This window comes from Streptomyces sp. NBC_01237 (assembly GCF_035917275.1).
In the GTDB taxonomy this organism is placed as follows: domain Bacteria; phylum Actinomycetota; class Actinomycetes; order Streptomycetales; family Streptomycetaceae; genus Streptomyces.
On the sequence record NZ_CP108508.1, the window covers coordinates 5,359,754 to 5,370,543 of the forward strand.

A 10,790-nucleotide genomic window follows, 5' to 3' on the forward strand; every position below is an offset into this window, starting at 1 on the left:
GAGAGGCGTCGCGCGTCGGCCCGTGCGGGGCCGGTGGTCCGGCCGGTGGGTCCGTGCGGGGCCGGTGGGCCCTGTGCGGGCCCCGGGGTCCGGCCGGTCCGCGAGGTGCGTGCGGCCCGTGCGGCCCGTGCGGTCCGTGGCCCCGCCGAGGAGGCGGGGCCACGGACCGTACCCTTGTCCCCGTGCAGGAACTCCACGATGCCCCCCTCGCCCCCCTGACCACCTTCCGGCTCGGCGGCCCCGCGGCCCGCCTTCTCACGGCCACGACCGACGCCGAGGTGATCGACGCCGTGCGGGAGGCCGACGGGAGCGGTACGCCGCTCCTGGTCATCGGCGGCGGATCCAACCTGGTGATCGGCGACAAGGGCTTCGACGGCACCGCCCTGCGCATCGCGACCCAGGGCTTCGCCCTCTCCGGTACGACGTTGGAGCTGGCGGCCGGCGAGGTGTGGACCGACGCCGTCGCCCGCACGGTCGAGGCCGGGCTCGCGGGCATCGAGTGCCTGGCCGGGATCCCGGGGTCCGCGGGCGCGACGCCGATCCAGAACGTCGGTGCCTACGGTCAGGAGGTGTCCTCCACGATCACGGAGGTCGTCGCCTACGACCGGTACGCACATGAAACGGTCACGATCCCCAACGCCGAGTGCGCGTTCTCGTACCGGCACAGCCGCTTCAAGGCAGAACCTGACCGCTTTGTCGTGCTTCGTGTCCGCTTCGAGCTGGAAGAGGCGGCAGGCCAGTCCGCGCCCCTCCGGTACCCCGAAACGGCACGGGCCATGGGCGTCGAGCAGGGCGAGCGCGTCCCCGCCGCCGCGGCCCGCGAAACGGTGCTGCGGCTGCGCGCGGGCAAGGGCATGGTGCTGGACCCGGAGGACCACGACACCTGGTCGGCCGGCTCCTTCTTCACCAACCCCATCCTCGAACAGGCGCAGTACGAGGCGTTCCTGGACCGGGCCCGGCAGCGGCTCGGCGACGGCACGACGCCCCCGGCGTTCCCCACCGGGGACGGCCGTACCAAGACCTCGGCCGCCTGGCTGATCGACAAGGCGGGCTTCACCAAGGGATACGGCACCGGCCCGGCCCGTATCTCCACCAAGCACACCCTCGCCCTCACCAACCGCGGCGGCGCGACCACCGAGGACCTGCTGGCCCTGGCCCGCGAGGTCGTCGCCGGGGTGCACGAGGCATTCGGCGTCACGCTGGTCAACGAACCCGTGACCGTCGGCGTGAGCCTGTAGCGGGTGGGCGGACGGGCGGGGCGGCGGGTCCGGGAGCCGGAGCGGGCCGCGGCTCAGTAGGCGATGCCCACGCCCTGCTCCAGGGCCGCCGGATCGTCGATCAGCGCCAGCATCGCGTGCGCCACGTCGGCCCGCGCGATGACCCGTCCGCTGCGCGGGGTGCCGCCGACGACCTTCCGGTACGTCCCCGTGCGCGGCCCGTTCGTCAGCTTCGGCGGCCGTACGGACGTCCAGTCCGTCGCCGAGCGGGCCAACGCCGCCTCCATCAGCGTCAGATCGGCGTACACCTCCCGCAGGACCGCCCCGACCACCTTGCGCGTCAGCCGGTCCAGCAGCGGGTCGTCCGCCGGCGCGGGCCCGACCGGCGCCGCGCTCACGACCAGCAGCCGCCGCACCCCCTCGGCCTCCATCGCCGCCAGCACCTGCCCGGTCAGCCGCTCCGTGATCCCCTCGGCCTTCCGGCCGCCGGCCCCCAGCCCGGAGAGCACCGCGTCCCGGCCGGCCACCGCCCGGCGCACCGCGGCCGTGTCGTCGAACCGCACCGCTTCGTGGAACGCCGCCCCGGCCAGCCCCTCCGGGAGCTTCGCCGGGTCACGGGCCACGATCGTCACCTCATGGCCCGCCTCGATCCCCTGGCGCACGATCTCCCGGCCGACGCCGCCCGTCGAGCCGAACACGGTGAGCCTCATGGTGAGCCTTCCTCCAGGTGGGTGAGTATTCACTCACCTCTAGAGTGAGTGGATACTCACCCGCACGTCAAGGTTGGTTGGAGTACGCATGGAGCAGAAACCGGCCCGTGTCCGCATAGTCGACGCCGCGTACGAACTGATGCTCGGCATCGGCCTCGCCAGGGTCACCACGAAGGAGATCGCGAGGGCGGCGGGCTGCTCGGAAGCGGCGCTGTACAAGTACTTCGCCGGCAAGGAGGAGCTGTTCGTGACGGTGCTCGACGAGCGGCTGCCCAAGCTCGGCGCCGTCCTGAGCGCCCTGGCCGCCGAGCCGGGGGAGGGCGACATCGAGCGGAACCTCACCGAGATCGCCCGCCGGGCCGCGCTGTTCTACGAGCAGAGCTTCCCGATGGCCGCCTCGCTGTACGCCGAGCCCCAGCTCAAGCGCCGCCACGAGGAGGCCATGCGGGAGCTGGGCACCGGGCCGCACAAACCCATCCAGGGACTCGACGCCTACCTCCGGGCCGAACAGCGGGCGGGCCGCGTCCGCGCGGACGCGGACACCTACGCCGCGGCCTCGCTGCTGCTGGGAGCCTGCGCCCAGCGGGCCTTCGCCTACGAGATGGCTCCCGGCGGCACGCCCCCGCAGCCGCTCGACGCGTTCGCCGCCTCGATCGCCCGCACCCTGCTCGGCGGAATCAGCTAACCGAGGGCGGTCGCAGCCACGCGTCGATCCCGCTCAGCATCTTCTCCGCCACGTCGGCCGGTGCCGCCGATCCCCGCACGGACTGCCGGGCCAGTTCGGCCAGCTCCTCGTCGGTGAAGGCGTGATGGCGGCGTACGAGGTCGTACTGCGCGGCCAGCCGGGAACCGAAGAGCAGCGGGTCGTCCGCCCCCAGCGCCAACGGCACCCCCGCGTCGAACAGGGTGCGCAGCGGTACGTCCGCGGGCTTCTCGTAGACCCCGAGCGCCACATTGGAGGACGGGCAGACCTCGCAGGTCACCCCGCGCTCCGCCAGCTTCCGCAGCAGCCGGGGGTCCTCCGCCGCGCGTACGCCGTGGCCGATCCGGGTCGCGCCGAGGTCGTCGAGGCAGTCGCGCACACTGGCCGGCCCGGCCAGCTCGCCGCCGTGCGGGGCCGCGAGGAGTCCGCCCTCGCGGGCGATGGCGAAGGCGCGGTCGAAGTCGCGGGCCATCCCGCGGCGCTCGTCGTTGGAGAGCCCGAAGCCGACGACGCCCCGGTCCGCGTACCGCACGGCGAGCCGCGCCAGGGTCCGGGCGTCCAGCGGGTGCTTCATCCGGTTCGCCGCGATCACCACCCGGATCCCGAGCCCGGTCTCCCGGGAGGCGCTGTCCGCGGCGTCCAGGATGATCTCGATCGCCGGGATCAGTCCGCCGAGCAGCGGGGCGTACGAGGTGGGGTCGACCTGGATCTCCAGCCATTGGGAGCCGTCCGCGACGTCCTCCTGGGCGCTCTCGCGCACGAGCCGCTGGATGTCCTCCGGGGACCTGAGGCAGGACCGGGCGATGTCGTAGAGCCGCTGGAAGCGGAACCAGCCCCGCTCGTCGGTCGCCCGCAGCCTGGGCGGCTCGCCGCCGGTCAGTGCCTCGGGCAGGTGCACGCCGTATTTATCGGCTAGTTCGAGCAGGGTGGTGGGCCGCATCGACCCGGTGAAGTGCAGGTGCAGGTGGGCCTTGGGCAACAGACGTACATCACGCTCCATCGGTAGATCCTGCCGCACGAGCGGGCCGGAGCGGAAGCCGCTTTCCCTCTTGGGGCGCCGATCGAACAAAAAGTGCCCCCCGGCCGCGGCCGGGGAGCACTTTCCGGGGTGAGGGAGTGACGGGTCAGTCCTTGGCCTCGCCCAGCAGCTTCTGGAGCCGGGAGACGCCCTCGACGAGGTCGTCGTCGCCCAGGGCGTACGACAGCCGCAGGTAACCCGGCGTGCCGAAGGCCTCGCCCGGTACGACGGCGACCTCGGCCTCGTCCAGGATGAGCGCCGCGAGCTCCACCGAGGTGGCGGGGCGCTTGCCGCGGATCTCCTTGCCGAGCAGCTCCTTCACCGACGGGTACGCGTAGAACGCGCCCTCGGGCTCCGGGCAGAACACGCCGTCGATCTCGTTGAGCATCCGCACGATGAGGCTGCGCCGGCGGTCGAAGGCGGAACGCATCTCGGCGACCGCGTCCAGCGGGCCGGAGACGGCGGCCAGCGCGGCGACCTGCGCGACGTTGGAGACGTTGGAGGTGGCGTGCGACTGAAGGTTGGTGGCGGCCTTCACGACGTCCTTCGGGCCGATGATCCAGCCCACGCGCCAGCCGGTCATCGCATAGGTCTTGGCGACACCGTTGACCACGATGCACTTGTCGCGCAGTTCGGGCACGATCGCCGGGAGCGAGGTGAACTTCGCGTCGCCGTAGACGAGGTGCTCGTAGATCTCGTCGGTCAGCACCCACAGGCCGTGCTCGACGGCCCAGCGGCCGATCGCCTCGGCGTCGGGCTCGCTGTAGACGGCGCCGGTCGGGTTGGACGGCGAGACGAAGAGGACGACCTTCGTGCGCTCGGTGCGCGCGGCTTCGAGCTGTTCGACGGAGACCCGGTAGCCGGTGGTCTCGTCGGCGACGACCTCGACCGGGACACCGCCCGCGAGACGGATGGACTCGGGGTAGGTGGTCCAGTACGGGGCGGGGACGATGACCTCGTCGCCCGGGTCGAGGATCGCGGCGAACGCCTCGTAGATGGCCTGCTTGCCGCCGTTGGTCACCAGGATCTGGGAGGCGTCGACCTCGTAGCCGGAGTCGCGCAGCGTCTTCTCCGCGATGGCGGCCTTGAGCTCGGGGAGCCCGCCGGCCGGGGTGTAGCGGTGGTACTTCGGGTTGCGGCAGGCCTCGACCGCGGCGTCGACGATGTAGCCGGGGGTCGGGAAGTCGGGCTCACCGGCACCGAAGCCGATCACCGGTCGCCCGGCGGCCTTGAGGGCCTTCGCCTTGGCGTCGACGGCGAGGGTCGCGGACTCGGAAATCGCACCGATGCGGGCGGAGACCCGACGCTCGGACGGAGAAGTTGCAGCGCTCATGCCCCCATGGTCCCAGACAGTAATTGGCGTCGGCACAGGGGTTTCAGGGACCGGACAGGACCTGGGCAGCATGCGGACAGGACCGGTCGGTTCCTGTCTGTTCGACGCGAGGGCCCCGAGCACGTACACTCACCTGTCGTTGGCCTTCACCAGCCGCACCGTTCCCGCACCCGAGCACCGGGGAGGATGCGGTAGGTTGGTGGAAACCACAAAGGGTCGTAGCTCAATTGGTAGAGCACTGGTCTCCAAAACCAGCGGTTGGGGGTTCAAGTCCCTCCGGCCCTGCTACACACTCCTTCGCCAGGATGTGTGCGCATGTACGTACTTCATTGCACAGCCGTGCGGCTCCACCGGGCGCGGCACGGCCACGACCCGGAATCAGGTGAGTAGCGTGACGGACGCCGTGGGCTCCATCGACATGCCTGATGCCGAGGATGAAGTCCCCGAGTCGAAGAAGAAGGCTCGGAAGGGCGGCAAGCGCGGCAAGAAGGGCCCCCTGGGGCGCCTCGCGCTGTTCTACCGCCAGATCGTCGCAGAGTTGCGCAAGGTCGTTTGGCCGACTCGTAACCAGCTGACCACGTACACCGCAGTGGTGATTGTGTTCGTCGTTGTCATGATTGGTCTTGTTACCGTGATTGACACGGGATTCGCGCGGGTCATCAAGTACGTTTTCGGCTGATCTGCGGGAGGCGTCCGACAGGGCGCCCCTTTCGCATGTTCCACCCATTTGTATCCAGGAAGAAGCAGCCATCGTGTCTGACCCGAACCTGAACGACGCCGTCGAGCCCGAGGCTGGCGCCTTCGAGTCCGCCGAGGACGAGCTCGACATCGTTGAGGCGGCGGATTCTGTGGAGCCGGACCAGGCCGAAGCTGCTGATGAAGCTGCGGGCGAGCCCGCCGAGCAGGCTGCCGTGCACGCCGACTCGGAGGAGTCCGACGAGGTCGACGCTTCCTCCGACGAGGACGCCGATGACGACGACGCCGAGAGCGACGACGCCGAGGCCGCCGACGACGAGAGCGCCGACGAGGAAGAGGCCGAGCCGGCCGCCCCCGTCGACCCCGTCACCGCCCTGCGCGACGAGCTTCGCGGTCTTCCCGGCGAGTGGTACGTCATCCACACGTACGCCGGCTATGAGAAGCGCGTGAAGGCCAACCTGGAGCAGCGCGCCGTCTCGCTCAACGTCGAGGACTTCATCTACCAGGCCGAAGTGCCCGAGGAAGAGATCGTCCAGATCAAGAACGGCGAGCGCAAGAACGTCCGCCAGAACAAGCTCCCGGGTTACGTCCTGGTCCGCATGGACCTGACGAACGAGTCCTGGGGTGTTGTCCGCAACACGCCCGGCGTCACCGGCTTCGTGGGCAACGCCTACGACCCGTACCCGCTGACCCTGGACGAGATCGTCAAGATGCTCGCCCCCGAGGCCGAGGAGAAGGCGGCCCGCGAGGCTGCCGAGGCCGAGGGCAAGCCGGCTCCGTCCCGCAAGGTCGAGGTCCAGGTGCTGGACTTCGAGGTCGGGGACTCGGTCACCGTCACCGACGGCCCGTTCGCGACGCTCCAGGCGACGATCAACGAGATCAACGCCGACTCGAAGAAGGTCAAGGGCCTGGTCGAGATCTTCGGTCGCGAGACCCCGGTCGAGCTCAGCTTCGACCAGATCCAGAAGAACTAGCACCTCCCGCCGGTTTCTGGACACATGCCTACCGAGCAGGTCAGACGGGCTTCGCAGCCCGTCTGACCTGCTCGGTTTTTGGTCGCGCAGCTATACCCGTTATCGTTGTGCGGTATGCCTCCATCCGGATGACCGGACTGGCGGCGAAAAACTCTCAACTGGACCCGGAGAGAGCAATGCCTCCCAAGAAGAAGAAGGTCACGGGGCTTATCAAGCTCCAGATCAACGCCGGTGCGGCCAACCCGGCGCCGCCGGTCGGCCCCGCACTGGGTCAGCACGGCGTCAACATCATGGAGTTCTGCAAGGCCTACAACGCCGCGACCGAGTCGCAGCGTGGCATGGTCGTGCCGGTGGAGATCACGGTCTACGACGACCGCTCCTTCACCTTCATCACCAAGACTCCGCCGGCCGCCAAGCTGATCCTCAAGGCCGCAGGTGTGGACAAGGGCTCCGGCGAGCCGCACAAGACCAAGGTTGCCAAGCTCACGGCTGCCCAGGTCCGCGAGATCGCCACGACGAAGCTCCCCGACCTGAACGCCAACGACCTCGACGCCGCGTCGAAGATCATCGCTGGCACCGCCCGTTCCATGGGCATCACGGTCGAAGGCTGATTCAGCCCCGTAGCCCTCAGTGGTAGGACCAAGCGCTGGTCCGCACCACGACTCCACACCCTGAAACCACAGGAGTAGAAGTGAAGCGCAGCAAGACCCTCCGCGCTGCGGACGCGAAGATCGACCGGGAGCGCAACTACGCCCCCCTCGAGGCCGTCCGTCTCGCCAAGGAGACCTCCGCCACCAAGTTCGACAGCACCGTCGAGGTCGCGTTCAGCCTGGGTGTTGACCCTCGCAAGGCCGACCAGATGGTCCGTGGCACCGTGAACCTGCCGCACGGCACCGGCAAGACCGCCCGGGTCCTGGTCTTCGCGACCGGTGACCGTGCTGCGGCCGCGGAAGCCGCGGGCGCCGACATCGTCGGCTCCGACGAGCTCATCGACGAGGTGGCGAAGGGCCGTCTGGACTTCGACGCCGTCGTCGCCACTCCGGACCTCATGGGCAAGGTCGGCCGCCTCGGCCGCGTGCTCGGTCCGCGTGGTCTGATGCCGAACCCGAAGACGGGCACCGTCACCCCCGATGTCGTGAAGGCTGTCAACGACATCAAGGGCGGCAAGATCGAGTTCCGCGTCGACAAGCACTCGAACCTGCACTTCATCATCGGAAAGGTCTCCTTCGACGAGACCAAGCTGGTGGAGAACTACGCAGCGGCGCTGGACGAGATCCTCCGTCTGAAGCCGTCCGCCGCCAAGGGCCGCTACATCAAGAAGGCCACGCTGGCCACCACGATGGGCCCCGGCATCCCGCTGGACTCCAACCGCACCCGCAACCTCCTCGTCGAGGAGGACCCGGCCGCCGTCTGAGCCACCGAGCTCACCAGGCAGTCGCGTCACACGCGTGCTTTGTGACGGGCCCCGCAACCTTTCGAGGTGCGGGGCCCGTCCTCGTTTCCGAAGGATGCGTCCGGTAGTACGCGTAACTGTCGGTCCCCTGTGCCAGTGTGGGACGACAGGACGAAGCGAGGGGTGGAGCGGTAGATGACGACGACCAGGACTGTACGGCGGGTGTGCGTGGCCTTCGCGTCGGTGGCGGCGCTGACTTCGGTGGCGGCCTGCAGCGGTTCCGACGACGCCGGAGGCACCGGCAAGGACGGCACGCGCGCGGGCGGCGTGGTGAAGGGCGAGCAGGTCGCCGCGCTGCGCCAGGTGCAGGAGAAGACCGGCGGGGCCAAGTCGGCCAAGGTCGAGGGCACCACCGTGATGGGCACCAACATGTCGATGACGCAGAGCGGAGTCATCGACTGGAGCAAAGGGCTCACGGGCTCCCTGAAGATCACGTACACCGGGGGCACGATGGGCGAAGCCCTGAAGAAGTCCGGTGGCGACGGATCGATGGAGGCCCGGTACCTCAAGGACGAGTACTACGCCAACATGGGCGACGCCTTCGCCGCCAACATCGGCGGCAAGCACTGGGTCCGGTACGCCTACAAGGACCTCGCCGAGATGTCCGGGGCCTCCGGCGGGGTGATGAAGGACCAGATGGAGAGCAGCACCCCCGAGCAGGGCGTGAAGGCGCTGCTGGCCTCCGGCGACGTGAAGAAGGTCGGCCAGGAGGACGTGCGGGGGGTGCCCACGACGCACTACTCCGGCACGGTCGACGTGGCGGAGCTGACCGCGAAGAACGGCGCCCTGGACGAAGCCCAGCTCGCCGCGCTCAAGAAGCAGCTCGACCAGGCCGGCATCACCACGGAGACCGTGGACATCTGGGTCGACAAGAACGACCTGCTGGTGAAGAAGACCGAGCGTGGCCGGATGAAGACCGGCGAGCTCAATACGACGGTCTACTACAGCGACTACGGCACCGCGGTCGCGGTGGAGAAGCCCCCGGCCGCCGACACGGTCGACTTCGCGGACATCCTGAAGCAGCAGCAGGGCGCCGCCGCAGGTGCGGGCACGGGCGCGTCCTAAACCTCACGCACCCACCCGATCCGGGACGGATTTGCCCGACGCGGCTGCGGTCGCGTACGCTCCATAAGAAGCCAAAGACCGCTGGTCGTCGCTGTGCTCTCGCAAGAGGAACAGTGACCGAAGGATCCGCTGAAAACGGACGACCTGCGCAGGTGACTGTGGAACGCTCCCGGATTCTGTCCGGTCGAGCTGCGCCCTGGCACTTGTGCTGGGGCGTTTCGTCTTTTCCGGCCCCTTCTGAGCGGTCCTCATCACCCGGAAGGAGGCCGATGCTCATGGCAAGGCCCGACAAGGCTGCCGCGGTAGCCGAGCTGACGGACCAGTTCCGCAGCTCGAACGCCGCCGTGCTGACCGAGTACCGGGGTCTCACCGTGGCACAGCTCAAGGAGCTGCGCCGTTCGCTCGGTGAGAACGCCCAGTACGCCGTGGTGAAGAACACGCTGACCAAGATCGCGGCCAACGAGGCCGGGATCGACACGCTGGACGACCTGTTCTCGGGTCCGACGGCGGTTGCCTTCGTCACCGGTGACCCGGTGGAGTCGGCGAAGGGTCTTCGTGACTTCGCCAAGGACAACCCCAACCTCATCATCAAGGGCGGTGTCCTTGACGGTAAGGCGCTGTCCGCCGATGAGTTCAAGAAGCTCGCGGATCTCGACTCCCGCGAGGTTCTGCTCGCCAAGCTGGCGGGTGCCATGAAGGGCAAGCAGTCCCAGGCTGCCTCGCTCTTCCAGGCGCTTCCCTCGAAGTTCGTCCGCACCGCGGAGGCGCTTCGTGCCAAGAAGGCCGAGCAGGGCGGTGCCGAGTAATTCGGCTCGCGCACTGACCGACGCCCGTTAGGGCGCTGGTCGCAGCGGGCCGTTACGCCCGCCTTCATATACATCCGGCACCTGCCGAATTAGTGGAAGGATCGCCCCTCATGGCGAAGCTCACCCAGGACGACCTGCTCGCGCAGTTCGAGGACATGACCCTCATCGAGCTCTCCGAGTTCGTGAAGGCGTTCGAGGAGAAGTTCGACGTCACCGCCGCCGCGGCCGTCGCCGTCGCCGGTCCCGCGGGCCCGGGTGCGGTTGCTGACGCCCCCGAGGAGCAGGACGAGTTCGACGTCGTCCTCACCGGCGCCGGCGAGAAGAAGATCCAGGTCATCAAGGTCGTGCGTGAGCTGACCTCGCTGGGTCTCAAGGAGGCCAAGGACCTCGTCGACGGCACCCCGAAGCCGGTCCTCGAGAAGGTCGCCAAGGAGGTCGCCGAGAAGGCTGCCGAGTCCCTCAAGGCCGCCGGCGCTTCCGTCGAGGTCAAGTGACCCTGCGAGTCATCTGACTCCTCAGGACCGTCTCTGCCGCAAGGCGGGGATGTCACATCGCAAAGGGCGATCACCCATCCGGGTGGTCGCCCTTTGGCGTGCCCGTGGCGGGTGCCTTGCTCTTCCGGCGGTGACGAGTATGGTGATCTTCGCCGTGCGCCTCTCAGGGGGCCTCCTGCGGCGTCCAGGGGCGGCTGGAGAGGATCGCTGGGAGTCTGTCCCGGCTTGGAGGCCTTGACGAACCGCACGAGGCGCGCAATTCTCAGGGGCGCGTCATCACATCGATCCGAATCCGAGGCATGGATCGAGAGTGAAGAGGGC

General features: G+C 69.0%; 12 protein-coding genes and 1 tRNA gene. 10 read left to right on the plus strand and 3 right to left on the minus strand.

Features of this window, described 5'->3' with window-relative positions; translation table 11 throughout:
- The first annotated feature begins 182 nt into the window (after positions 1–182).
- Positions 183–1,238 (plus strand): UDP-N-acetylmuramate dehydrogenase, encoded by a 1,056-nt coding sequence (locus tag OG251_RS23940; protein WP_326679082.1) that lies wholly within the window; start codon positions 183–185, stop codon positions 1,236–1,238.
- 53 nt (positions 1,239–1,291) lie between these two features.
- On the opposite strand, the gene OG251_RS23945 is transcribed toward OG251_RS23940, so the two are convergent.
- Positions 1,292–1,927: an NAD(P)-dependent oxidoreductase gene (locus OG251_RS23945; RefSeq protein ID WP_326679083.1), complete on the minus strand. Its 636-nt coding sequence runs from the start codon at positions 1,925–1,927 to the stop codon at positions 1,292–1,294.
- Between the two features lie 88 nt (positions 1,928–2,015).
- On the opposite strand from OG251_RS23945, the gene OG251_RS23950 reads away from it, so the two are divergent.
- On the plus strand, positions 2,016–2,612 hold the full coding sequence (locus tag OG251_RS23950) for a TetR/AcrR family transcriptional regulator (protein ID WP_326679084.1): 597 nt from the start codon (positions 2,016–2,018) through the stop codon (positions 2,610–2,612).
- Here the strand turns inward: OG251_RS23950 and OG251_RS23955 are convergent.
- Both OG251_RS23955 and OG251_RS23960 read right to left on the minus strand, forming a co-directional pair.
- Entirely contained in the window at positions 2,605–3,630 is a 1,026-nt protein-coding gene (locus OG251_RS23955; protein ID WP_326679085.1) for an adenosine deaminase, read from the minus strand. The two genes, OG251_RS23950 and OG251_RS23955, sit on opposite strands and share 8 nt — an antisense overlap.
- Before the next feature lie 124 nt (positions 3,631–3,754).
- Complete coding sequence (locus tag OG251_RS23960) at positions 3,755–4,981, minus strand: pyridoxal phosphate-dependent aminotransferase (RefSeq protein ID WP_326679086.1); 1,227 nt, start codon at positions 4,979–4,981, stop codon at positions 3,755–3,757.
- 212 nt (positions 4,982–5,193) lie between these two features.
- On the opposite strand from OG251_RS23960, the gene OG251_RS23965 reads away from it, so the two are divergent.
- The 8 genes from OG251_RS23965 to rplL all read left to right on the plus strand — a co-directional run bounded on the left by OG251_RS23965 (position 5,194) and on the right by rplL (position 10,469).
- Positions 5,194–5,266, plus strand: a tRNA-Trp gene (locus OG251_RS23965).
- Positions 5,267–5,372: 106 nt separating this feature from the next.
- The gene (secE, locus tag OG251_RS23970) at positions 5,373–5,660 is read left to right on the plus strand and encodes a preprotein translocase subunit SecE (RefSeq protein WP_266803421.1); all 288 of its coding nucleotides are present in this window, start codon (positions 5,373–5,375) and stop codon (positions 5,658–5,660) included.
- A 73-nt stretch (positions 5,661–5,733) separates the two neighbouring features.
- Positions 5,734–6,651 carry a transcription termination/antitermination protein NusG gene (gene nusG / locus OG251_RS23975; protein ID WP_326679087.1) on the plus strand — a complete coding sequence of 306 codons (918 nt, stop codon included), beginning with the start codon at positions 5,734–5,736 and terminating at the stop codon, positions 6,649–6,651.
- Positions 6,652–6,827: 176 nt separating this feature from the next.
- A complete protein-coding gene (gene rplK / locus OG251_RS23980; RefSeq protein ID WP_024494105.1) occupies positions 6,828–7,262 on the plus strand; it encodes a 50S ribosomal protein L11 in 435 nt (144 codons plus the stop codon).
- A gap of 80 nt (positions 7,263–7,342) precedes the next feature.
- Positions 7,343–8,065 carry a 50S ribosomal protein L1 gene (gene rplA, locus OG251_RS23985; RefSeq protein ID WP_326679088.1) on the plus strand — a complete coding sequence of 241 codons (723 nt, stop codon included), beginning with the start codon at positions 7,343–7,345 and terminating at the stop codon, positions 8,063–8,065.
- Between the two features lie 174 nt (positions 8,066–8,239).
- Entirely contained in the window at positions 8,240–9,169 is a 930-nt protein-coding gene (locus OG251_RS23990) for a hypothetical protein (RefSeq protein ID WP_326679089.1), read from the plus strand.
- A 275-nt stretch (positions 9,170–9,444) separates the two neighbouring features.
- Positions 9,445–9,975, plus strand: a complete 531-nt coding sequence (gene rplJ / locus OG251_RS23995) for a 50S ribosomal protein L10 (RefSeq protein WP_326679090.1) — start codon at positions 9,445–9,447, stop codon at positions 9,973–9,975.
- Between the two features lie 110 nt (positions 9,976–10,085).
- Positions 10,086–10,469, plus strand: coding sequence for a 50S ribosomal protein L7/L12 (gene rplL / locus OG251_RS24000; RefSeq protein WP_326679091.1), 384 nt, complete (start codon positions 10,086–10,088; stop codon positions 10,467–10,469).
- The last annotated feature ends 321 nt before the right edge of the window (positions 10,470–10,790 follow it).

What these genes read in the sequence shown, in the direction of transcription:
- OG251_RS23960 (WP_326679086.1), bottom strand. Translation starts at nt 4,981, where the DNA reads ATGAGCGCTGCAACTTCTCCGTCCGAGCGTCGGGTCTCCGCCCGCATC.
- OG251_RS23950 (WP_326679084.1), top strand. Translation starts at nt 2,016, where the DNA reads ATGGAGCAGAAACCGGCCCGTGTCCGCATAGTCGACGCCGCGTACGAA.
- rplK (WP_024494105.1), top strand. Translation starts at nt 6,828, where the DNA reads ATGCCTCCCAAGAAGAAGAAGGTCACGGGGCTTATCAAGCTCCAGATC.
- OG251_RS23945 (WP_326679083.1), bottom strand. Translation starts at nt 1,927, where the DNA reads ATGAGGCTCACCGTGTTCGGCTCGACGGGCGGCGTCGGCCGGGAGATC.
- rplJ (WP_326679090.1), top strand. Translation starts at nt 9,445, where the DNA reads ATGGCAAGGCCCGACAAGGCTGCCGCGGTAGCCGAGCTGACGGACCAG.
- OG251_RS23955 (WP_326679085.1), bottom strand. Translation starts at nt 3,630, where the DNA reads ATGGAGCGTGATGTACGTCTGTTGCCCAAGGCCCACCTGCACCTGCAC.
- OG251_RS23990 (WP_326679089.1), top strand. Translation starts at nt 8,240, where the DNA reads ATGACGACGACCAGGACTGTACGGCGGGTGTGCGTGGCCTTCGCGTCG.
- rplL (WP_326679091.1), top strand. Translation starts at nt 10,086, where the DNA reads ATGGCGAAGCTCACCCAGGACGACCTGCTCGCGCAGTTCGAGGACATG.